At 67.1% G+C, this 22,020-nt stretch carries 20 protein-coding genes and 1 tRNA gene; 10 read left to right on the top strand and 11 right to left on the bottom strand.

Features of this window, described 5'->3' with window-relative positions:
- The first annotated feature begins 176 nt into the window (after positions 1-176).
- Genes GV161_RS23550 through GV161_RS23535 form a run of 4 tightly spaced genes read left to right on the top strand, consistent with a single transcriptional unit; the run spans position 177 to position 3,063 of the window.
- A complete protein-coding gene (locus GV161_RS23550; RefSeq protein ID WP_280179043.1) occupies positions 177-989 on the top strand; it encodes an IclR family transcriptional regulator in 813 nt (270 codons plus the stop codon).
- 46 nt (positions 990-1,035) lie between these two features.
- Complete coding sequence (locus tag GV161_RS23545; RefSeq protein ID WP_152014355.1) at positions 1,036-1,401, top strand: cupin domain-containing protein; 366 nt, start codon at positions 1,036-1,038, stop codon at positions 1,399-1,401.
- Positions 1,398-2,138 carry an aldolase/citrate lyase family protein gene (locus tag GV161_RS23540; RefSeq protein ID WP_159650382.1) on the top strand — a complete coding sequence of 247 codons (741 nt, stop codon included), beginning with the start codon at positions 1,398-1,400 and terminating at the stop codon, positions 2,136-2,138. The genes GV161_RS23545 and GV161_RS23540 overlap by 4 nt, the downstream gene beginning before the upstream one ends.
- Positions 2,139-2,169: 31 nt before the next feature.
- The gene (locus GV161_RS23535) at positions 2,170-3,063 is read left to right on the top strand and encodes a DMT family transporter (protein WP_152014353.1); all 894 of its coding nucleotides are present in this window, start codon (positions 2,170-2,172) and stop codon (positions 3,061-3,063) included.
- A gap of 273 nt (positions 3,064-3,336) precedes the next feature.
- Here the strand turns inward: GV161_RS23535 and GV161_RS23530 are convergent.
- Positions 3,337-3,410: transfer RNA gene (locus tag GV161_RS23530), tRNA-Gln, on the bottom strand.
- Positions 3,411-3,573: 163 nt separating this feature from the next.
- Positions 3,574-5,076 carry a glycerol kinase GlpK gene (glpK, locus tag GV161_RS23525; RefSeq protein ID WP_152014352.1) on the bottom strand — a complete coding sequence of 501 codons (1,503 nt, stop codon included), beginning with the start codon at positions 5,074-5,076 and terminating at the stop codon, positions 3,574-3,576.
- Positions 5,077-5,309: 233 nt separating this feature from the next.
- Between glpK and GV161_RS23520 the strand changes: the two genes are divergently transcribed.
- Positions 5,310-6,410: a Ppx/GppA phosphatase family protein gene (locus tag GV161_RS23520; protein WP_244624048.1), complete on the top strand. Its 1,101-nt coding sequence runs from the start codon at positions 5,310-5,312 to the stop codon at positions 6,408-6,410.
- Positions 6,407-7,123, top strand: a complete 717-nt coding sequence (locus GV161_RS23515) for an RlmE family RNA methyltransferase (protein ID WP_152014928.1) — start codon at positions 6,407-6,409, stop codon at positions 7,121-7,123. Before GV161_RS23520 ends, GV161_RS23515 begins: the two co-directional genes overlap by 4 nt.
- 5 nt (positions 7,124-7,128) lie before the next feature.
- Here the strand turns inward: GV161_RS23515 and GV161_RS23510 are convergent, their stop codons facing one another.
- From GV161_RS23510 to GV161_RS23500, 3 genes are read right to left on the bottom strand one after another with little or no spacing between them, the layout of a single operon-like run.
- Positions 7,129-7,806 (bottom strand): ABC transporter ATP-binding protein, encoded by a 678-nt coding sequence (locus GV161_RS23510; protein ID WP_152014351.1) that lies wholly within the window; start codon positions 7,804-7,806, stop codon positions 7,129-7,131.
- Positions 7,803-9,050 carry an ABC transporter permease gene (locus GV161_RS23505; RefSeq protein WP_152014350.1) on the bottom strand — a complete coding sequence of 416 codons (1,248 nt, stop codon included), beginning with the start codon at positions 9,048-9,050 and terminating at the stop codon, positions 7,803-7,805. Before GV161_RS23505 ends, GV161_RS23510 begins: the two co-directional genes overlap by 4 nt.
- Before the next feature lie 3 nt (positions 9,051-9,053).
- A complete protein-coding gene (locus tag GV161_RS23500) occupies positions 9,054-10,052 on the bottom strand; it encodes an efflux RND transporter periplasmic adaptor subunit (RefSeq protein ID WP_152014349.1) in 999 nt (332 codons plus the stop codon).
- 158 nt (positions 10,053-10,210) lie between these two features.
- Here GV161_RS23500 and GV161_RS23495 point away from each other — a divergent pair, with 158 nt between their 5' ends.
- Positions 10,211-10,900, top strand: a complete 690-nt coding sequence (locus GV161_RS23495) for a TetR/AcrR family transcriptional regulator (RefSeq protein WP_152014348.1) — start codon at positions 10,211-10,213, stop codon at positions 10,898-10,900.
- Positions 10,901-10,927: 27 nt separating this feature from the next.
- Here GV161_RS23495 and glpX read toward each other — a convergent pair whose 3' ends face one another.
- Positions 10,928-11,926, bottom strand: a complete 999-nt coding sequence (gene glpX, locus GV161_RS23490; RefSeq protein WP_152014347.1) for a class II fructose-bisphosphatase — start codon at positions 11,924-11,926, stop codon at positions 10,928-10,930.
- A 96-nt stretch (positions 11,927-12,022) separates the two neighbouring features.
- Complete coding sequence (locus tag GV161_RS23485; protein ID WP_152014926.1) at positions 12,023-13,363, bottom strand: homoserine dehydrogenase; 1,341 nt, start codon at positions 13,361-13,363, stop codon at positions 12,023-12,025.
- Between the two features lie 108 nt (positions 13,364-13,471).
- On the opposite strand from GV161_RS23485, the gene GV161_RS23480 reads away from it, so the two are divergent.
- On the top strand, positions 13,472-13,819 hold the full coding sequence (locus GV161_RS23480) for a VOC family protein (RefSeq protein ID WP_152014346.1): 348 nt from the start codon (positions 13,472-13,474) through the stop codon (positions 13,817-13,819).
- Positions 13,820-13,832: 13 nt separating this feature from the next.
- Here GV161_RS23480 and GV161_RS23475 read toward each other — a convergent pair whose 3' ends face one another.
- The 4 genes from GV161_RS23475 to GV161_RS23460 form a co-directional block, all read right to left on the bottom strand.
- Positions 13,833-14,264, bottom strand: a complete 432-nt coding sequence (locus GV161_RS23475) for a hypothetical protein (protein WP_152014345.1) — start codon at positions 14,262-14,264, stop codon at positions 13,833-13,835.
- 249 nt (positions 14,265-14,513) lie between these two features.
- On the bottom strand, positions 14,514-15,734 hold the full coding sequence (locus GV161_RS23470; protein ID WP_152014344.1) for an LL-diaminopimelate aminotransferase: 1,221 nt from the start codon (positions 15,732-15,734) through the stop codon (positions 14,514-14,516).
- 152 nt (positions 15,735-15,886) lie between these two features.
- Complete coding sequence (locus GV161_RS23465; protein ID WP_152014343.1) at positions 15,887-16,513, bottom strand: glutathione S-transferase family protein; 627 nt, start codon at positions 16,511-16,513, stop codon at positions 15,887-15,889.
- Positions 16,514-16,588: 75 nt separating this feature from the next.
- Positions 16,589-16,840, bottom strand: coding sequence for a hypothetical protein (locus GV161_RS23460; protein ID WP_152014342.1), 252 nt, complete (start codon positions 16,838-16,840; stop codon positions 16,589-16,591).
- A 302-nt stretch (positions 16,841-17,142) separates the two neighbouring features.
- On the opposite strand from GV161_RS23460, the gene phaC reads away from it, so the two are divergent.
- Together phaC and GV161_RS23450 are read left to right on the top strand one after the other, a co-directional pair.
- Positions 17,143-18,891, top strand: a complete 1,749-nt coding sequence (phaC, locus tag GV161_RS23455) for a class I poly(R)-hydroxyalkanoic acid synthase (protein ID WP_244624105.1) — start codon at positions 17,143-17,145, stop codon at positions 18,889-18,891.
- Positions 18,892-19,040: 149 nt separating this feature from the next.
- Positions 19,041-21,899 (top strand): autotransporter domain-containing protein, encoded by a 2,859-nt coding sequence (locus GV161_RS23450; protein ID WP_159650381.1) that lies wholly within the window; start codon positions 19,041-19,043, stop codon positions 21,897-21,899.
- Positions 21,900-22,020 lie beyond the last annotated feature (121 nt).

Here is a 22,020-nt window from a genome sequence, read left to right as displayed (position 1 = left end):
TAGTCACAGCGAGAACCGCCGGTCAATGCTGCACCAGGCCCGTGCGGAGCTCCGATCCGCTCGGCCGGTAGCGGAGAGAGACCAAGGCCCCCGCTTTTGACAAGCCACAGGGAAGGCTCCAAATAAGTGCGGAGCTTGAACTGCCCCCGTAAAACGAGAATGAGAGGGATGGGAACGTGGCCACAGGCCAACCTGAGAAACAGGAAAGATCAGAGAACGCTGTTCGCGCTGGAGAAACAACACTCCTCGTCCTGGAAACAGTCGCATTCGCGGACGAGCCGATGGGCGTGACGCAGATCGCCAACCGTCTCGGCATCGCCAAGAGCGCCATTCACCGGCATCTGCAGGGCCTGACCGAGCGCGGCTACCTGACCCAGAACCAGTCGACCACCCGCTATTCGCTGGGCCCGAAAGCCTACCTCATCGGCCGGCTCGCGCCTGGAATCGAGGACGTCGCCACTGCGGCGGACGGCCCGATGCGGGATGCGCGTGACAAGATGGGGCTGACGACGGTCCTGACCGCTCCTTCGATGAGCGGGATGGTAGTCCTCAAGACGGTGCATGGAACCACGTCCATTGCCATCGGCGCGCGCCCCGGCAGCGAACTTCCGATGCACGCCTCCGCGCAAGGCCATGTCGCCCTGGCCTTCGGCCCGAGCCTCCATCTCGAGCGGACGCTCCGGCAGCCGCTGGCGCCGCTGACCGCCCACACCATCACGGAGCCGGAGAAGCTCAAGGCGATGGTCGAGACGGTTCGCCGGAACGGGCACGCGAGCGCACCCGAGCAGGCGCTTCTCGGCATCAACGCCCTGGCTGCTCCCGTCTTCAACGCCAATGACGAATTCGTCGCCGCAGCGGCGATCGTGAGTTCCATCCAGTTCGTTCCCGCCGAGCCCGATGCGGGGATGATCGCCGCGGTCGTCGAGATGGCCCGCCAGATCTCGCGCAATCTCGGCCACGGCTATGCCGGCCAGCGCCCCGCCCAGTAGCGGCGGGCGGCCGGCAAGCAGCACCCTTTCGGAAAAGGAGAGAGAAATGACCGTCCATCATGTCGACTGGGACGCCATCGAGTGGAAGACGATCCGCCACGGCGTCGAACAAAAGGCCTTCTCGGGCGACGGCGCCACGATGGCCCTGCACCGGCTCTGGCCCGACCACGAGCCGAAGCCGCACTCGCATGTGCATGAGCAGCTGGTCTACATCCTCTCCGGCGAGGTCGACTTCCACGTCGGCGACGAAATCGTGCGCCTGCGTGGCGGTGGCCTGCTCGCCGTGCCGCCGAATGTCGTCCACTACGCCGTCGTCGTCGGCAACGAGCCGGTGCTGAACCTCGACGTCTTCACGCCCTGCCGGCCGGAATATGCGATCAGCGCCTCGCAGGCCGTCGGGGCGACATCGTGAGCGCATTGCGCGCGGGCACGGGCGCGGGCCAGTCCCGGACCGGCACCTTCATCAAGATCCCTCACCCGATCATCGCCGAGCTTCTCGGCGGTGCGGGGCTGGATTTCGGCGTGGTCGACGCCGAGCACGCGCCCTTTGACCGGGCCTCGCTCGACATGATGCTGATGGCCGGGCGCGCCGGCGGGCTACCTTTGCTCGTCCGCATCCCCGACGGCACGCCCTCCTTCATCATGTCGACGCTCGACATGGGGGCGGACGGCATCGTCGTGCCGCGTGTCGACAGCGCAGCCGAGGCGCGCGCGATCATCGCCAGCGCCCGCTTCGAGGGTGGCCGGCGCGGCCTGTCGAACTCGCCGCGCTATGCCGCCTATGGCAAGCTCAGCCCGGCCGAAGCCGCACGCCACGGCGATACCGCCATCGTCATGTGCCAGATCGAGAGCGCGGGCGGGCTGGCCGAGGTCGAGGAGATCGCGGCGACGCCCGGCGTCGACGGGCTGTTCATCGGCCGGGCCGATCTCAGCCAGGCGCTCGGCGTCTCCGATATCCGCAGTCCCGACGTCACCGAAGCCTGCAAGCGCATCGTCGCGGCCGCCCTGCGCCATGGCAAGATCGCCGCGATCTTCCTGCCCTCGGTCGAGGAGCGCGACGCCTTCGCCGCGCTTGGCGTGACCTGGTTCATCGTCAACTCCGACCAGGGCCTGATGAAAGCCGCAGCCGCGAAACTGCAGGGCAAGTGACAACGCCCGATGGTTGCGGGCAGATGGCGGGATGACGACTCAAAGCCCTGCCCGCGCCTATCTCTACCTCCTGGTCGCGACGCTCTTCTTCGGAAGCAATGTGGTCGCCGGCAAATTGTCCGTCGGCGAGATGTCGCCGATGGCGATCGTCATGCTGCGCTGGGTCATCGCCGCGACGTGCCTGGCCTTCATCGCCAGGCGGGCGCTGCTCGCCGAATGGCGCGTCCTGCGTGGTCGCTGGCCGTATATGCTCGCCATGGGCGGCATCGGCTTCACCATCTTCAACATCCTGTTCTATGCCTCCGCGCATACGACCAGCGCGATCAACATGGCGATCATCCAGGGCGCGACGCCGATCGTCGTGCTGCTGGTCTCGGGCGCGCTGCTCGGGACCTGGCCGCCTGCCCTGCAATGGCTCGGCGCGACGATCACCGTCCTCGGCGTCGTGGTCGCCGCCTCGCACGGCTCCCTCGCCGTTCTGGTCGAGCTGTCCTTCAATCGCGGCGACATCCTGATGATCGTGGCCAGCATCATCTATGCAGTCTACACCGTCGGCCTGCGCTGGCGGCCGCAGGTGTCGCCGCTCGTCTTCATCGCCGGGCTCGCCTTGGCGGCCCTGCTCACCTCGATTCCGCTCGCGATCGGCGAAGCCGCCCTCGGTCAGTTTCAATGGCCGACGCCCAAGGGCTGGGCGATCCTGCTGTTCATCGGGCTTTTCCCGTCGCTGCTGTGCCAGCTGCTCTATCTACGCAGCGTCGAGCTCATCGGCGCCGCGCGGGCCGGCGTCTTCTACAATCTCGTCCCGATCTTCGGCATCGTCCTGTCAGTCGCCGTCGCGCATGAGCCGTTGCGGCCTTACGCGGTCGTGGCCATCGCCCTCGTCATCGGCGGGATCGCCGTCTCGGAGATACGCAAGGGCGCCTGAGAACGACGTCTCGACGCGCGACCGCACCGTCCTGGCGAGGATAGCCGTGCCGCGCCAGCTGGATGCTCGCGCCATTGGGCCATAGCCGAGGGCTACGGCCGGGCCGCTGCCGATCTGAGCATTTTCGCGCGAAGTGGATACCGGTTCGCGTGCAGAAAGCGCGATAAAACAAAGATCCAGAACATCGGCGGGCGACAAGACCAGCCCCCGGATGAGCGTGGCGGCTGCTACTGCGCTCCAGGATGTCTCTTTAAAATCAGCCACTTAGGTAAGTGGCTGGGGGACTAGGATTCGAACCTAGACAACCAGAGTCAGAGTCTGGGGTCCTACCGTTAGACGATCCCCCAACGGGCGCGTTGTCTGCGACGCGTCGGATGGGGGCGATCTAAACAACCTCGCGCCTCGTTGCAAGCCTTCTGTGACGATTTCGACATGCGAGCCGTTCACGGCACCTTGCACGGCAGCTCAAACGATCGCCGGAGCCCACGCGACGGGATATCGGCGCGCGCTTCAGCTGCCGCTCAATGTGCGCCTGACGGCGTCGCGCCAGCCGGCGACGTGGTTGTGGCGCGTCTCCTCGGCGAGGCTAGGGGAGAATCGCCGCTCCAGCCGCCAGCGATCGGCGAACTGGGTCGGTTCCGGAAGCAGGCCGGCGTCGAGGCCGGCAAGATAAGCGGCCCCCAGCGCGGTGGTCTCCAGCACCTGCGGCCGGTCGACCGGGGCGGCGAGGATGTCGGCAAGGCGCTGCATCGTCCAGTCGGAGGCGACCATGCCGCCATCGACGCGCAGCACCGTCTCCGCCCCGTCCGCCTCCGGCCAGTCGGAGCGCATCGCCTCGAGCAGATCGAGCGTCTGGAAGCAGACCGAATCGAGCGCGGCACGGGCGAACTCGCGTGGACCAGTGTTGCGGGTCAGGCCGAACATGGCGCCGCGGGCGTTGGCATCCCAATGCGGCGCGCCGAGGCCGGTGAAGGCCGGCACCAGATAGACCTGCTGCCCAGGATCAGCCTTGGCCGCGAGCGGGCCGCTGTCGGAGGCCTTCTCGATGATGCCGAGCCCGTCGCGCAGCCATTGCACGGCAGCACCGGCGATGAAGATCGAGCCCTCCAGCGCGTAATGGCGCACGCCCTTGAGCTGGTAGGCGATGGTCGAGAGCAGGCGATTCTGCGACGTCACGGCCTTGGTGCCGGTGTTGAGCAAGGCGAAGCAGCCGGTGCCATAGGTCGACTTCAGCATGCCGGGCTCGAAGCAGGCCTGGCCGACGGTCGCCGCCTGCTGGTCGCCGGCGATGCCGCGAATCGCGATGGCGCCGCCAAGCAGGCCGGGCTCACTGTCGCCGAAATGCGCGGCGCAGTCGCGGACGTCCGGCAGCATCGCCGCGGGAATGTCGAGCAGCGCCAGCAGCTCCTCGTCCCAACGCCCCTTGTGAATATCGAACAGCATGGTGCGCGAGGCATTGGTCGCGTCGGTGGCATGGACGCGCCCGCCGGTCAGGCGCCAGAGCAGGAAGCTGTCGACCGTGCCGAAGGCGAGCTCGCCACGCTTCGCCCGCTCGCGGGCGCCAGGGACATGATCGAGGATCCAGGCGATCTTGGTGCCGGAGAAATAGGGATCGATACGCAAGCCGGTGCGCTCGGCGACCAGCTTGCCGTGCCCCTCGGCTTCCAGCGCGGCGCAGCGCTCGGCGGTACGCCGGTCCTGCCAGACGATGGCGCGGTGGATCGCCTGGCCGGTTGTGCGATCCCAGACCAGAGTGGTCTCGCGCTGGTTAGTGATGCCGATCGCCGCGACCTCCCCTGCCCGCGCCTCAGCGCGAGCGAGCGCCTGCCGGCAGACCGAGAGCGTGCTCTCCCAGAGATCCTCCGCCTCGTGCTCGACCCAGCCCGAGGCCGGATAATGCTGCGGGAATTCCTGCTGGGCGCTGGCGACCGGCTGCAGATTCTCGTCGAACAGGATGGCGCGGGAGGACGTCGTGCCCTGGTCGATCGCCAGAATCATGCGCCGCGCCGCCATGCCGTTTCTCCCGATAGGTCGCCGCCAGCCTCATTATGCCGGCCAAGGCCGAGCTTTGCCGCGAAGACGGGGCACAGGCAAGCACAGCCGACCCTCGCCGCAGTTTCGCCACAGGTTCCGCTTGGCAGGGGACGCGTGCTGTTGTTACGCTGCCCATCGAATGGAAACGTTCCAGCTTCTTGCTGGACTCCGGCAGGCCATCATCACGGTCCTGACTGGCGAAGGGTTAGCAAGTGACGGTCGAAGACCGCCAGGATTCCGACCGCCCCCTCGTGGCGGCGGTCCCCCTACCGGGCGAGCGGCTCGCGCCGCCGGACGCGGTTCGGTTCGCTCCGGCACCGTTCCAGCGCCCTCATCCGACCACCTATGCCGCGCTCGATCTCGGCACCAACAACTGCCGTCTGCTGATCGCCCGGCCGGCCCAGCACGGCTTCCGGGTCGTCGACGCCTTCTCGCGGATCGTGCGACTCGGCGAGGGGCTCGGCGCCAGCGGGAAGCTTTGCGACGACGCGATGGATCGGGCCGTCGAGGCTCTCAAGATCTGCAAGAGCAAGATGGACCATCGCGGCGTGACGCGGGCCCGCCTGATCACGACCGAAGCCTGCCGGGCTGCGACCAATGGTGTCGAGTTCGTCCGCCGTGTCGGCGAGGAAGCAAAGCTCGAACTCGAGATCGTCGACCAGCGCACCGAAGCCTCGCTCGCCGTCTCTGGTTGCGCTGCGCTGGCGGCGCCCGAGGCCGGCGCGGTGATCGTCTTCGACATCGGCGGCGGCTCGACCGAGATCGTCTGGCTCGGCGGGCGCGAGGCCGGGCGCGACCCGGCCCAGCGCATCCGCGAATGGGCCTCGCTGCCGATCGGCGTCGTCTCGGTGGCGGAGCGCTATGGCGGCATCGAGGTTGGGCGTGAGAAGTTCGAGCGCATGGTCACCGATTGCAGCGAGGCGCTGGCGCCGTTTGCGGCAAAGGCGGCGGCAGCGCGGAACGCGCCGAATTTCCACCTGCTAGGCACCTCCGGCACCGTAACCACCGTCGCCGGCATCCATTTGCGCCTGCCGCGCTATGACCGGCGCCAGGTCGACGGCTTGTGGATGCAGGACCGGGACATCTGCAGCGTCATCGACGAACTCGTCGCGATGGACTATGCCCAGCGTCAGGCCAATGCCTGCATCGGCCGCGAGCGGGCCGATCTGGTGCTCGCCGGCTGCGCCATCTTCGAGGCGATCCGGCGGGCCTTCCCGAGCCCGAAGGTGCGCATCGCCGATCGCGGCCTGCGCGAGGGCATCCTGCTCAGGATGATGCATGAGGATCGCGCCTGGTGGCGCCGAAGGCAATGACGACAACGAAATCCGGCAGCGGCGGTGGCGCACGCGACCTGCGCATCAAGGTCAAGAAGCCTGCCAAGCGCAGCCATTCCTCGCAGCTCTGGCTCGAGCGCCAGCTCAACGACCCCTATGTGAAGCGGGCGCGCGAGATGGGCTATCGCTCGCGCGCGGCGTTCAAGCTCGCCGAGATGGACGAGCGCTACAAGTTCCTGAAACCCGGCCAGAAGCTGCTCGATCTCGGTTGCGCCCCGGGTGGCTGGTGCCAGGTCGCGGGCGCCAAGATCGGGCTTGAGAACGGCAAGGGCCGGATCGTCGGGATCGACCTTTTACCGGTCGATCCTATCCCGCATGTCGAGCTGATCGAACTCGACTTCATGTCGGACGAAGCCCCTGCCCTGCTGATGGAAAAGCTCGGCGGCAAGGCCGACGGCGTGATGTCCGACATGGCCGGAAATACCACCGGCCACAAGAAGACCGACCATCTCAGGATCATCGGCCTCGCGGAGGCGGCGCTCGAGTTCGCCAACAACGTGCTGGCACCGGGCGGCTTTTTCCTGGCCAAGCTCTTCCAGGGCGGCGACACGGCCGGGTTGCTGGCGGAGCTGAAGCGCGACTTCATCCAGGTCCGCAACATCAAGCCTGCGGCGAGCCGGGCCGATTCCTCCGAGCTCTACGTGCTGGCGACGGGTTTCCGGCGCAAGGCCGAGGCGGACGCGGAAGACTGACCGTCTCAGCTCTCGGCCAGCCGGCCGTCGACGAGATGGATGCGGCGGCTCGCCTTCGCCGCGATTTCGGTGTCGTGGGTCACGGCGATGACCGTCTTGCCACGCTCGCGCACCAACGCATCGAGAATCGAAAAGACCTGCTCGGAATTCTTGCTGTCGAGGCTGCCGGTCGGCTCGTCGGCGAGGATCACCGGCGGATCGTTTGCAAGAGACCGGGCGACGGCGACGCGCTGGCGCTGACCACCGGAGAGCTGGTCGGGCCGCTTGTCGAGGTGATCTGCCAAGCCGAGCGCGCTGAGCAGTTCGGTCGAACGCTCATGCATGGCAGTTGCGCCAAGGTGGCCGAGACGGCGCATCGGGATCTCGACATTCTCGCGCACCGTGAACTCCGGCAGCAGGAAGTGGAACTGGAAGACGAAGCCGAGCGTCCCCAGCCGGATCGCGGCGCGCTCGCGTTCGCCGAGCCCGGCCGTATCCCTGCCCTCAATGGCGAGCGTGCCTTCGGTCGGCTTGTCGAGCAGCCCGAGCAGGTAGAGCAGCGAGGACTTGCCCGAGCCTGATGGACCGGTGATCGCCACGAATTCGCCCGTCCCGATCGCGAGCGTGACGCCCTGGACCAGCGTCACCGGCACGGCGGCGGGCAGGACGCGGGCCAGCCCCCTGGTCTCGATCAGCGCACTCATGTCGCGCCCCGGATGATGTCGACCGGGTTGAGCCGCGCCGCCTGCCTTGCCGGCAGGTAGCCGGCGACGCCGGCCGAGACCAAAGCGAAGCCGGCAGCGATCAGATAGTGCCAGATGCTCCAGGCCAGCGGCAGGCGCGTGATCTCCTGGGCGACGCTGGCGCCCGACAATTCGAAGCGGACCAGCGAGAGCGCAAAGCAGAGCGAGAAGCCGACCGCCCAGCCGACCAGCGAGCCACCGGCGCCGAGCGCCACCCCTTCCAGCAGGAAGAGGCGGCGCATATCGGTCTCGGTGAAGCCGAGCGACTTCAGGATGGCGATGTCACGCGCCTTCTCATGGGTGATCGTCGAGATGATGTTGAAGATGCCGAAGCCGGCCACCAGCAGGATCGCGCCGACGACCGTGTACATGATGACATTGCGGATCACGAGCGCCTGCAGCAGCGACTCGTTCGCCTCCTGCCAGGCCATCGCCTTGTAGCCGATCTGCGCCTCGGCCCGGCGCGCCACCTGCGGCGCGGCGTTGGGATCGTCGAGCTTCAGCCTGATCTCGTTGATCGCATTCGGGCGCTCGCTCAGAATCTGGGCGTTCTTGAGAAGGACATAGCCCTCGCCTTCGTCACGGGCGGTGGTGCCGGTGTGGAACAGGCCGACGATCTTGAAGGCGCGGCTCTGGCCGGTTGAGGAGACGACGGTGACGGTGGTGCCGGGTTCGGCGCCGAGGCGCTGGGCCAGCCGGTCGCCGACGACGATGTTGTTGCCGCCGGCGATCAGCGAGGTGAAGCTGCCCTGGCGGAAATCCTTGGCGAGCGAGGAGACCTTCATCTCCGCCTGCGGCTCGATGCCGATGATGGCGATGCCGACGTCGCGGCCGGAATAATGCACCACCCCTTGCGTCTTCAGGCTGAGCGCCAGCCGCCCCGGCACCCAGGCCCGCAGCATCGCGACTGCCTCGGTCGGGTTGAGGATGCCGCGCCGGTCGTCCTTCGGCCGCAGGCCGGCAATGTGGACCGCAGCAAAGGCATCCTGCGCCGGCTGGCGGCGGGCGTCGCGGTATTCGTCGGTGATGTCGACATGCGGCATGGTGTCGACGAGGCGCGCGACGAAATCATCCTCGCCGCCCTGCATCAGCGCGGCCATGGCGATCGAGAACCCGACGCCAAGCGCAACACCGATGATCGCGACCAAAGTCTGCCGGCCGCGGCCGCGGATATGCGTCAGCGCCAAGGCAAGGATCAGCCGCACGGCTCAGCTTCCTTGGGCCTTGACCCGCGCGCCATCCGCAAGCTTGTCCGGGAACGGCGTGATGATGCGGGCCTGCTCGGGCAGCCCCGAGAGCACCTCGACATCGCCGGTGCCGCGAATGCCGATCGATAGCTCGCGGCGGCGGGCGCGATCGCCTTCGAGGACGAAGACGGCGTTGCCCTGCACGGCGGCGACCGGCAGCAACAGCGCTTCCTTCGTCACCCGCGCGATGATGTTGAGCTCGACCGTCATGCCGATCAGCAGCGGCGTGTCACCCGGCAGAGCGAGATAGACGCGATAGGTCTTGGCAACGGGATCGCCCTTGGGCGTGATGCTGTCGACGGTCCCCTCCAGCGTCCGCCCCGGGAAGGCGTCGGCCCGGATCAAGGCGCGCTGGCCGGGCTTGACCTGCGGGATGTCCTCCTCGTTGACCTCGGCGACGACGCGCAGCGGCTTGGCCTCACCGATCCAGAACAGCACGGTGCCGGGCTCGGCGATCTCGCCGACCTCGCCGTCGCGGCGCAGCACTGTGCCGCGCATCGGGGCGCGCAACAGGTAGTTCTCCAGGCGCGCGGTCTGGCCGGCGATCAGGGCCGAGGCCTGGCTCATCTCGCTGCGAGCGCGGTCGAGCGCTTGCTGGCTCATCACATTGCGCTCGACCAGCACGGCGAGTCGGTCATGCTCGGCAGTGGCGAGCTTCTGGCGTGCCTTGAGCTCGGCCAGGGTCGCCTCGGCCTGGACACTGTCCAGCCTGGCGAGGACATGACCCCGCTCCACGCGCTGGCCCTCGCAATCGCAGCGCTCGACGATGCGCTCGCGCACCAGCGCCGTGACCTTGGCCCAGTTGCGCGGCTCGACCGTGCCGGTGGCGTAGACGATCTCGGCCGCATCGCCGCGCCTGGGCGCGACCGTCGCGACCGCAGTGGGCTTCGTCAGGAACCAATACCCGCCCCCGGCAGCGAGGAGCACCACGACGGCAAGAAGACTGCGAGCGAACGTCACAAAACCCTCCACAGGAGGCGTCGCGCCGAGCTTTCCCTGTTCGCGATCGCCGCGATCCGGGAGCGTTGCGCCGGCAGCGTCTTACGCGCACAATCGCGAAGACCGACCGTCGGTCACTTTACAGACCGACGGTCGGTCGTCAAGGAAAAGCGTGTTGCATGCCCCGTATCGTTAAGTCCGCGGACGATCGCAGGAACGAGATCCTCGACGGCGCGCAGGCGCTGTTCTTCGAGCGCGGCTATGAGCGGACGACAGTGAACGACGTCATCGCCAGCGTCGGTATTTCGAAGGGCGGCTTCTACCACCACTTCGCGGCCAAGGAGGATCTGCTGGAGGGGATCACCGCCCGGCTGGCGCAGGATGCCGTCGCGCGCGTCCGCGATATCCTCGACGACCCCGCGCTCAGCGCCCTGGAGCGGCTGAACGGCTTCATGGCGCGCTCGCGCAGCATGAAGCTGGCGGACGCACCGAAATTTCGGGCTGCCTTCGACGTGGTCTTCCGGCCGGAGAACCTACTGCTCTATCACCGGATCAACGCCGCCTCGATCGCGGTGATGCGGCCGGTCCTGACCAGGATCATCGCCCAGGGAAAGGCCGAAGGCGCCTTCGCCGTACCCGATCCCGAGGCCGCGGCGGAGATCCTCCTGCACCTCAACGCCAGCACGCACGACGCCGTCGCGCGCACCATCGATGCGATGGGAACGTCCGGGGAAGACGCCGCGATCGCGGCTCTGGATCAGCGCTTCCAGTTCCAGGGCATCGCGATGGACCGCATCCTCGGGCTGCCCGACGGCAGCCTGACCATCGTCGAACCAGGATTCACCCGTGCGGTGATGACGGCGCGCTGAGCGCGCCGTCGGCGGCCCGAGGCCGGATCAGTCGAGCTTGAACTTCGACAGCTCGCGGTGCTCGCCATAGATGCGGCGCACGGTGCCGGTGATCGAGCGGTAGACGATCGTCTCGGTCTCGATCACCTCGGGCCCGAAGCGCACGCCCGAGAGCATACCGCCATCGGTGACGCCGGTGGCGCAGACGATGACGTCGCCCGAGGCCATCTCCGACATGTCATATTTCTTGTTCGGGTCCTTGACGCCCATGGTCGCGGCGCGCGCCCGCTTCTCCTCGGTGTCGAGGATCAGGCGGCCCTGCATCTGGCCGCCGACGCAGCGCAGCGCCGCCGCAGCGAGCACGCCTTCCGGCGCGCCGCCGATGCCGAGGTAGAGGTCGATGCCGGTCTTTTCCGGCTCGGTGCAGAAGATCACGCCGGCGACGTCGCCATCGGTGATCAGGCGGATCGAGGCGCCGGTCTTGCGGACTTCCGCAATGAGCTTCTCGTGGCGCGGCCGATCCATGATCAGCGTGTTGATCTCGTGCGGCTTCACACCCTTGGCGCGAGCGAGCGCGTTGATGTTGTCCGCGGCCGAGGCGTCGAGATCAACGATTCCCGGCGGATAGCCCGGGCCGATCGCGATCTTGTTCATGTAGACGTCGGGGGCGTAGAGCAGCTGGCCGGCGCCGGCCATCGCCATCACCGCGATCGAGCCCGGCATGTCCTTGGCGCAGAGCGTCGTGCCCTCGAGCGGATCGACGGCGATGTGGACCTTGGGGCCCTGCTTGTTGCCGACCTTCTCACCGATGAAGAGCATCGGCGCCTCGTCGCGCTCGCCCTCGCCGATGACGATCTCGCCGTCGATCGGCAGGCGATTGAGCTCGCGCCGCATCGCATCGACCGCGGCCTGGTCGGCCGCCTTCTCGTCGCCATGGCCGCGCAGGCGGGCGGCGGCGACGGCGGCGCGCTCGGTGACGCGCACCAACTCCATCGAGAGATAGCGCTCGATGATCTGGTCGGGCGAGATGCGGAGATCGACGGACATGGGGGACTCCCTGAGCGCGTTAGCGGATGGCCGAGGTGAATAGCGAACGGATTGGCGATGATATGGCGAAGCCGTGGACGACCGCGCCTTTCACGCTCATTCCCGCTCGATGCGGATGACTTGCGGCGCCTCGGCGATATGGCCGTCGGCGCTGACCTTCTCCAGGGCGCCGCGGATGGCCTGCTCGCTGGTGGCGTAGGTGATCAGCACGACCGGAACCGGCGCGCCGGAGCGCCCGCCGGGATCCTGCTGGGCGGCGATCTCGGAACGGCGCTGGACGATGCTCTCCAGCGAGATATCAGCCTGCGCCATCCGGGTCGCGATCGCGGCGGCCGCACCGGGACGGTCGGCGACCGCCAGGCGAATGTAGTAGCCGCCCTCATGGCGCTGCATCGGTGCCCGCGTCGGCTGCTCCAGCCGGGCGACCGGCATGCCGAAGGGCTGGCCGGCCGTGCCGCGGGCGACATCGGCGATATCGGCGATCACGGCGGAGGCGGTCGGGCCACCGCCGGCGCCGGGGCCGACCAAAGTGATCTCGCGCACCGCATCGGCGTCGATCGTCACCGCGTTGGTGACGCCCATGACCTGCGCGATCGCCGAGGATTTCGGCACCATGGTCGGGTGCACGCGCTGCTCGATCCCGGTCTTGGTGCGCTCGGCGACGCCGAGCAGCTTGATCCGGTAACCGAGCTCGTCGGCCATCTTCAGGTCGAGCAGCGTGATCGAGGAAATGCCTTCGACATGAATCGCTTCGGCGTCGATCTTCGTACCGAAGGCGAGGCTGGTCAGGATGGCGAGCTTGTGGGCGGTGTCGAAGCCCTCGACGTCGAAGGTCGGGTCGGCCTCGGCATAGCCGAGGCGCTGGGCGTCCTTCAGGCAAGCCTCGAATGTCAGGCCCTCGAGCTCCATGCGCGAGAGGATGTAATTGCAGGTGCCGTTGAGGATGCCGTAGAGCCGGCTGACATTGTTGCCCGAGAGTGCCTCGCGCAGCGTCTTCACCACCGGGATGCCACCCGCCGAGGACGCCTCGAAGGCGAGCGCCGCGCCGTTGCTCTCGGCGAGTTCGGCGAGCGCGACGCCATGGGCCGCGAGCAGCGCCTTGTTGGCAGTGACGACATGCTTGCCGGCGGACAGCGCGGTCTCGACCGCCTGCTTGGCCGGCCCATCCGAGCCGCCGATCAGCTCGACCAGGCAGTCGATCTCGGGGGATGCGGCGAGCGCGACCGGATCGTCGAACCAGGTAAAGCCGGAGATGTCGATGCCGCGATCGCGATTGCGATCCCGGGCCGAGACCGCCGTCACGCGGATCGGCCGGCCGCAGCGGGCGGCGAGCGCGTTCTCCTGGCGCTTCAGAATGCCGGCGACCGCAGCGCCGACTGTTCCCAGGCCGGCAATGCCGACGCGCAGGGGCCTGATCTCGGAGGGAGCAGCGTGCATGGTCATGAGCGGCGGGGTCGCATGAGGCGCGCGGGGAGTCAACGGCGAAGGGGTAGAGGGAACCTCTCCGGAAACGCCGGATTGAGTACGCAACGAGGAGATATCGCGATGCTGAAGGTTGGCTCGATCGTCTGGGGCGTGCGCGACGTGCCGCGCGCCATCGCCTTCTGGACGCAAGCGCTCTCCTATGAGCCGCTGCGGCCGCCCTCGCCCGACTGGGCGATCCTGGTGCCGCGCGAAGGCGCAGGGGTGCAGCTCGCGATCACGCAGGTCTCGTCGGACGCAGAGAACCACCAGCGCCACCATCTCGATCTTTACGCCAGCGATCGGAAAGCCGAGGTCAAGCGTCTGCTGCGCCTCGGCGCTAAGCGGGCCGAGTGGCGCTACCCGGACGGCGCCGACTACATCGTGCTGGAGGACCCGGACGGAAACCGCTTCTGCGTCATCGAGAAGTGAGAGCCTGCCGCCCTCACTCGAAGCGGCAGACGACCTCGGCGGCGAGCTTGTGGATCTTGCCGTTCTCGAAGCCGAGATAGAGCCGCAGCAGCTGGTTGCCGAAGGCGGTGATCTTGATGGTGCGCAACGCCTCGACGCTGTCGCCGTCGGCCTGGGTCGAATTCTCGTCGATCGGCTTCCAGAACCAGGGCTTCGGCGCCCGGATCACCGTCTGCGCCAGCAATTGCTCGGCTTCGGCCCGGCCCATGCCGGTCGGAAAATACTTGCCGGCGATCTCGGTCGCGTCGCGACCGCATTCCTTGGCTCGCGAGGCGGTCAGCACCTCGGCGATCAGGGCAGAATCGGTGTCACTGGTACGGCCGCGCGAGAAATCATAGGTCGCGAACAGGCAGACCAGCGCGAACAGGCCGAACATGATCCCGATCAACCGGCCCTTCGAGACCATGATGCGCTCTTTATCCCTGCTATCCGCCCCCGGTGCTGGGTTCCCATGTTTCGACGGCCCGGTCCAGTGCCGACGCGCAACACTGGGAGGCGTCTTTCCGGGGCAGCCCAAAGGGCTGAGCCCGGAACCCAGAACCGATGCCCATCATCGCGAAGGCTCGGATATCGAGAGCTTCAGCTTGAATGGCGTCGGTTCTGGGTTCCGGGCTCGCTGCTCCGCAGCGCCCCGGAAAGACGGCCCACTCTTGCCCTACCCCGCCTTCGGCATCTGGATGACGTTGTGCAGGGTCTGGTCGGCGCTCTTCAGGAAACGGCCGATATTGCGCGCCGCCTGACGGATACGCTGCTCGTTCTCGACGATGGCGATGCGGACATAGTCGTCGCCATGCTCGCCGAAGCCGATGCCCGGGGCGACCGCGACTTCGGCCTTCTCGATCAGCAGTTTGGAGAACTCGAGCGAGCCGAGATGGCGGAACTTCTCAGGGATCGGCACCCAGGCGAACATCGAGGCCTGTGGAGCCGGAAACTCCCAGCCGGCCTTGCCGAAGCTCTCGACCAGCGCGTCGCGGCGCTTGCGATAGACATCGCGCATCTCTCGGATGCAGTCGTCCGGGCCGTTGAGCGCCGCAGCGGCCGCGACCTGGATCGGCGTATAGGCGCCGTAGTCGAGATAGGACTTCACGCGGGCGAGCGCCGCCAGCAGCCTCTCGTTGCCGACAGCGAAGCCCATACGCCAGCCGGCCATGGAGAAGGTCTTCGACATCGAGGTGAACTCGACGGCGACGTCGATCGCGCCCGGCACCTGCAGCATCGAGGGCGGCGGGTCGTTCTCGTCGAAATAGACCTCGGCATAGGCGAGGTCCGACAGCAGGATCAGCTCGTGCCGCTTCGCAAAGGCGACGAGGTCGCGGTAGAAATCGAGCGAAGCGGTATAGGCGGTCGGATTCGCCGGATAGCAGGTGACCAGCGCGATCGGCTTCGGCACCGAATGCGCCATCGCCCGCTCGAGCGCCGGGAAGAAGGCCGGGGTCGGCTCGGCGGGGACGGAGCGGATCACGCCGCCCGCCATCAGGAAGCCGAAGGCATGGATCGGATAGCTCGGATTGGGCACGAGCACGACGTCGCCGGGACCGGTGATGGCCTGCGCCATATTGGCGAAGCCTTCCTTCGAGCCGAGCGTGGCGACGACCTGCGTGTCGGGATTGAGCGTCACGCCGAAACGGCGCTGATAATAATACGCCTGGGCGCGGCGCAGGCCGGCAATGCCCTTCGAAGCGGAGTACCGATCGGTGCGCGGCTTGCCGGCGGTCTCGACCAGCTTGTCGATGACGTGCTTGGGCGCCGGCAGATCGGGATTGCCCATGCCGAGGTCGATGATGTCGACGCCCTTGGCGCGCTCGGCAGCCTTGATCTTGTTGACCTGTTCGAAAACGTAGGGCGGCAGGCGCTTGATGCGGTGGAAATCGGTCATCTCGACAACAGGTCCTTGCGGATCGCCGCACCGTCGCGCGCGGCAAATCACATTCTTGCGTTGCGATGCCTTACCACCGCAACTTCCGTCCCGACAGCAGAAAAAACGCAAGATTCAGCGAACGACGGTGCATGCCGCATTGCTGCAACGCTTCAAGCTGGTGGAATGAAGGGCTGGCTGATCGTCTTGAACACGTCGAGTGCTTCGCAACGCGCGGAATGTGCCTCCAGAGCCGGATAATCGCCGAGGACGACGAGATCAGGATGCGCATCGCTGGCAAAGCGCAGTGCACAGGCGAGCGCGATGTCGGCATGTCCGATCCGATCGCCGAACCACCAGTCGCCGAGGCGCTCCTCCCGCTCCCGCTCGAGAGCAACAAGGACACCCAGGATCTGAGAGCGGCAGCGCCCAGCCCAGACCTCGGAAACCTGGTCGTGCAAACGCAGCTCGTAGAACAGGCTCACCGCCTTCTCGGCGAGCCCCATCGCCAGCGCCGCAACGCGCAAGGCCCTGTGACGACCCGGCTCGGTGCGCGGGAACAGGGCAAGCTCGGGAGGAACGAGACCGTCGAGATAATCGAGGACGGCATGGCTCTCGACCAGCACGAACCCGTCATCGAGCTCGAATGTCGGCACGCGAACCAGCGGGTTGAGAGGTGCGATCCTGTCGCCGTCGCCGAAAACCGACCAGGGTCGATGCTCGAAAGACAGCTCATAGAGCGTCAGCGCGATGCCGACACGGCGCACGAAGGGCGAATCATACTGGCCGATCAGGATCATCGCTGGCGCTCCACCGAGAAGCCGCCATTGGGGCGCCCCGCGCGGCACAAGGCAAGCGGCCTACGCCCGCCGCCCTCATTCCTTCGGCTGCGGCGGTGGTGCCGGCGGCGGCAGGACCTTGCCGAGGCTCTGCGCCTGCGCGCCGGCAGCGTCGTTGGAGATTCGCTTGGCTTCCAGTTCGGCCTCGAGCTTCTTGAACTCGTCGACAGTCTTGCGCTTGGCCTGCCGCGAGACGGTGGTGCCGATCGGGATATATTTCGGATCCTGCGGCCGGGTCTCGGTGACGAAAGGCTTGGGCTCGCCGGGTTTGGTGGCGAGATCGGTCATTTCAGCCACGCCGCGCGTGGCTTCGCAGCCTCCGAGGCCGACTCCGACCAGCAGAACCAGTCCAATCGCCCCGAGCGAGATTTGAGTCCGCCTGTCAGCCATCGCCCCGCTTCCGCAAAATTTCTTTGTCACTCATACCGGTTAGGTCCTTAATGGGTCCAAAATGGGGAGTGCAACTCCTGCGTAAGGCTATCAAGGGGAACGCCATCATGTGTCCGCCAGCTGACGAGAAGGGCAAGACCGGGCCAAAGCCAGCGGAGGCGCCGTTCGCCGAGCTTCCGGCCGTGCCCGATTTCGATGCGATGGCGCAGAACATGGGCAAGCTGGTCGAGCAGGCCGGCAAGGTGACGGCCGCCTATCTGAAACCGATCGAACGCGGCGAGGCCAAGACCGGCCAGGCCGATGAAGCCAGCGAAATGGTCAAGGTGCTCGGGCGCGTCGCCGAGCGCTGGGTCAGCGACCCGCAGAAGATCATCGAGGCCCAGGGCGCGATCACCAGCGACTTCCTCTCCCTGTGGAGCTCGACCCTGAAGCGCCTGAGCGGCGAACAGGTCGAGCCAGTGATCGCCCCCGAGAAAAGGGACGCTCGCTTCGCCGATCCGGAGTGGAACAGCCATCCGGTCTTCGATTTCGTCAAGCAGGCCTATCTGCTGACGACGCGCTGGGCCGAAGGCATGGTCGAGCAAGCGGATGAGCTCGACCCGCATACGCGTGACAAGGCCCGCTTCTACGTCAAGCAGATCGCCGGCGCCCTCTCCCCCTCCAACTTCGTCGCGACCAATCCCGAGCTGCTGCGCGAGACCATGGCGCAGAACGGCGAGAACCTGGTGCGCGGCATGAAGATGCTGGCCGAGGACGTCGAGGCCGGCGGCGGCGAGCTCAAGATCAGGCAATCCGATGCCGGCGCCTTCCAGGTCGGCGTCAACATCGCGACGACGCCCGGCAAGGTCATCTATCGCAACGATATCATCGAACTGCTCCAGTACGCGCCGGCGACCGAGACCGTGCTGAAGCGGCCGCTGCTGATCGTGCCGCCCTGGATCAACAAGTTCTACATCCTCGACCTCAATGCCGAGAAGAGCTTCATCCGCTGGTGCGTTTCGCAAGGGCTGACGGTCTTCTGCATCTCCTGGGTCAACCCGGACCACCGCCACGCGCTCAAGGATTTCGAGAGCTATATGCGCGAGGGCATCTTCGCCGCGCTGGAGGCGATCGAGCAGGTCACCGGCGAGAAGCAGGTCTCGACGATCGGCTACTGCGTCGGCGGCACGCTGCTCGGCGTGACCCTGGCCTATATGGCGGCAACCCGGGACAAGCGCATCGCCAGCGCGACCTTCTTCACCACGCAGGTCGATTTCAGCCACGCTGGCGAGCTCTCGGTCTTCGTCGACGAGGAGCAGATCCGCGCCGTCGAGGAGCAGATGGCCGAACGCGGCTATCTCGACGGCTCGCGCATGTCGGGCGCCTTCAACATGCTCCGGCCCAACGACCTGATCTGGTCCTATGCCGTCAACAACTACCTGAAGGGCAAAGCGCCGACCCCCTTCGACCTGCTCTACTGGAATTCGGATTCGACCCGGATGCCGGCGGCGAACCACTCCTTCTACCTGCGCAACTGCTATCTCGAGAACAAGCTGAGCAAGGGCGAGATGCGCCTCGGCGGCAAGCGGCTCGACCTCAAGAAGGTGACGATCCCGATCTACAATCTGGCGACGCGCGAGGACCACATCGCCCCGGCGAAATCAGTGTTCGTGGGATCGCAGACCTTCGGTGGCCCGGTCGACTATGTCATGGCCGGGTCCGGCCACATTGCCGGCGTGGTCAACCCGCCGAACAAGGTGAAATACCAGTACTGGACCGGCCCGAAGCCGGAAGGCGCCTTCGAGGACTGGATGAAGACGACGCAGGAGCATCCCGGCTCCTGGTGGCCGCATTGGCTCGCCTGGCTGGATAAGCAGGCGCCCAAGCGCGTCAAGCCGCGTATTCCCGGCGAGGGCCCCCTGCCCGCGCTCGAGGACGCGCCGGGGAGCTATGTGAAGATCAAGGCGTAACGCTCCGGCATAGCGGCGGATTCGCCACATCGCGGTTTTTAGCGCGGATGTGAACGGCTGTTCATTGCCTTGGCGCCAACATGGCCTAAGCCTGCCATGTCGGCCGGGGCTTCTTGATGTCACTGCGAATCAGTTCGAAGCGCGCGCGGATGTCGTTGGGACGCGGCCCGCAGCCAAGGCGGCTATACGCTTCGACATCGATATTCGCGCTCGCCCTTGCCTTGCTCGCCAGCGCGCCTGCGGTCTCCGCTCCCTCGGTGGAGGCGACCGGCGACGTCAACCCGGGCGGCCCCGGGCCAAAGCCCGCGAACTGGAACCTGGGCGGCGCGACCCTCACGGTCGGGGACCTCGCCGATGGCACGCTGACCATCACCGATGGCGGCCTTGTTTCGAGCGGCCCCAGCGCTATTGGATTTACCGGCCGAGGCACCGTGACGGTGACCGGCCAGAATTCAAGCTGGACCGCTGGCCCCCTCTCCGTTGGCTTTGGCGCGGCCGGCACGCTGACGATCCTCGAAGGCGGCAGCGTCCATGCCACGAGTATCGTGATCGGCCAGGATCCGTTCGGGACTGCGGCAGATCCATCGACCGTAACGGTGAGTTCGGTGGGATCCCAATTGATCGCCACGGGCTCCATCGACGTCGGAACCAGCGGCTTCGGCACCCTCGTCATCAAGGACGGGGGACTGGTCCGGTCGCTGTCGGTCAGCGTGTCTCGCTCCGGAGCGACCGGGGTCTTGCGCCTGCTTGGCGATGCGGTGAACGGCCGTGGCGTGCTGGAGACCCGCCAGGTCATGAGGTTCGGAAGCGGGACGGCCGTGGTCGAGCTGAACGGCGGAATCCTGCGGGCGATGGCCAACCAGGCCAACTTCATCACGGGCTTCACGACGCTGACCATCGGCACGAACGGCGCCTTCTTCGACAGCAACGGGTTCAGCATCGGCGTCTCGACCAGTTTCGACGGCACGGGCGGCCTGACCAAGCAGGGCGCGGGCACGCTGACCTTGTCCGGCACCAACACCTATTCCGGGGTGACCACGGTCGAAGCCGGTACGCTCTCCATCGAGGGCTCCGGCGCGATGTCGGCCGCCTCGGATTACAAGGTCGCATCGGGCGCGACGCTGCAGGTCAGCGATGGGCTCAGCGCCGTCACCGCCGGCTCGCTCGCCGGGGCCGGCTCGATCCAGGTCGGCACCGGGACGACGCTGAAGGCCGGCAGCAGCAATGCCTCGACCACCTTCTCGGGCACGATCACCGGCAATGGCGGGCTCGACAAGACCGGCACGGGCACGCTGACGCTGACGGGCACGAACACCTACACCGGCGGCACGACGGTCTCGGGCGGCAAGCTGGTGGTCAACGGCTCGATCACCGGCTCGGTGAGCTTGAGTGGCGGCACGCTCGGCGGCTCAGGGACGGTCGGGGCGCTCGTCGTCGCCAACGGCGGCACGGTCGCGCCGGGCAATTCGATCGGGACCTTGAAGGTCTCGGGCAACGTCGCCTTCACCGCGGGCTCGACCTATCAGGTCGAGGTCAACGCCGCCGGCCAGAGCGACAGAATCATCGTTTCAGGCTCGGCGACGATCTCGGGTGGGACCGTGCAGGTCCTGGCGGAGAACGGCAACTACGCAGCCTCGACCAGCTACACCATCCTGACGGCCTCGGGCGGGGTCAGCGGAACCTTTAGCGCGGTGACCTCGAACCTCGCCTTCCTGACGCCGTCACTGAGCTATGACAGCCAGAACGTCACGCTGACGATGACGCGCAATGGCAACTCCTTCGGTCCCGATAACGGTGACGGCACGTCCGGTGGCGTAACATCCGGAGGCGGCACTGATACGAGCAGCACGGGCGGCACTTATATCGCCGCCACCCGTAATCAGGGCTTCATCGCGATCGCGGCCGAGCGGCTGGGCGTGGGCAATCCGGTCTATGACGCGCTGGTCTCGGCGACGGCGGCCGAGGCGCGGGCCGGCTTCGACCTGCTCTCGGGCGAAGCGCATGCCCAGGCGGTCAGCGTGATGATCGACGAGAGCCGGCTGGTGCGCGACACCATCCTTGGCCATCTGCGCGGCCCGCTGCTGACGCAGGCGCCCGGTCAGGTCGCGGCGAGCTTCAGCGCCGATCTGCCCGGCCGCAAAAGCGGGGTCGTGATGCCTGCGCCAGTGCCACAGCCGCGCTATGCGCTCTGGGGCACGGCCTTCGGCAGTACCGGCAACACCGATGGCGACGGCAATGCCGCGAGCCTGAGCCGCCGCAGCGGCGGCGCCCTGCTCGGCGCCGATTTGATGCTCTACGACGCGCCGGGTTCGTCGTTGAAGGTTGGCGTCGCCGGCGGCTACAGCCAGTCGCGCTTCGATCTCGACGCCCGCCGCTCCAGCGGCAAGCTCGAGAGCGGCCATGCCGCGCTCTATGCCGGCGCCCGCTTCGGCCAGCTCAGGCTCGATGCCGGCGCGGCCTACTCATGGTCCGAGAGCGACATCCGCCGCCAGGTCTCGGTCCGTGGCTTTGGCGACCTGCTGCGGCTGCAGCGTCCGGGTTCGGTGACGCAAGGGTTCGCCGAGCTCGGCTATGGCTTCGCCTTCAGCGGCATCGCACTCGAACCCTTCGCGCAGCTCGCCCTGATCCGGGTCTCGACCGATGCCGGCACCGAGCGCGGCGGGGCGGCGGCCCTGCGTGTTCTCTCCTCCGACCAGACGCTCGGCTTCGCCACGCTCGGCCTGCGGGCCGAGGCGCAGCTCGGGGCGATGCCGCTGTTCGCCCGGGCGATGCTCGGTTGGCGCCATGGTTTTGGCGAGCTGACGCCGCAGGCCCACACCGCCTTCGTCGCCGGCACCACGCCGGCCACGGTCTTCGCCGCGAGGATCGACCGCGAGGCACTGGTGGCGGAAGCCGGCCTCGACTGGCGCATCTCCCAGGCCACCACGCTCGGCCTGACCTACTCCGCGACAATCGGCGAACGCTCCCGCGACCACGCCCTCAAGGGACGCGTCGAGATGAGGTTCTGAAGCGGCAGGCGATCAGCCTCCGTTGGCCGAGCAAGCCTTTTCTGCCCTTCCTTTGTTCGGTCGCCTGCGGGCAATGCTCTGAACTCTTCCCCAAGGCGCGACCCAACAAAAAAGCCGGCCC

Source organism: Bosea sp. 29B (assembly GCF_902506165.1).
GTDB lineage: Bacteria > Pseudomonadota > Alphaproteobacteria > Rhizobiales > Beijerinckiaceae > Allobosea.
The sequence above is the reverse complement of the archived record's forward strand: the minus strand, read 5'-3'. Positions and strand labels throughout refer to the sequence as shown.